This is a genomic window from Thermus aquaticus (assembly GCF_001280255.1).
GTDB lineage: Bacteria > Deinococcota > Deinococci > Deinococcales > Thermaceae > Thermus > Thermus aquaticus.
Genome location: NZ_LHCI01000065.1, coordinates 1 through 363, shown reverse-complemented (window position 1 = coordinate 363; position 363 = coordinate 1). Strand labels below are relative to the sequence as shown.

The following is a 363-nucleotide window of genomic DNA, read 5'->3' as shown; positions in this document are numbered from 1 at the left end:
ACCGGGGGGGGGGGGGACCCCCCCGCCGTGGGCGAGGGCGGCCGCTGGATGAAGGAGATGGTGGAGGCCTGGGGCAGGAGGACGGGGATCCAGGTGGAGTACATTGACTCCCCCGCCGACACCAACGACCGCCTGGCCCTCTACCAGCAGTACTGGGCGGCCAGGAGCCCGGACGTGGACGTCTACATGATCGATGTCATCTGGCTGGGCATCTTGGCCCCCCACGCCCTGGACCTGAAGCAGTACTTCACTGAGGCCGAGCTCCGGGAGTTCTTCCCCCGTATCGTTCAGAACAACACCATCCGGGGGAAGCTCACCTCTATTCCTTCTCTTTAACCCAAGTTGCTACCTAAGCCATTTCCT

1 pseudogene is annotated in these 363 nt (G+C 63.6%); it reads left to right on the top strand.

The window, feature by feature from the left end:
* Nucleotides 1-327: pseudogene (locus BVI061214_RS00395) on the top strand (ABC transporter substrate-binding protein); the annotation flags it as partial.
* Between the last annotated feature and the right edge of the window lie 36 nt (nucleotides 328-363).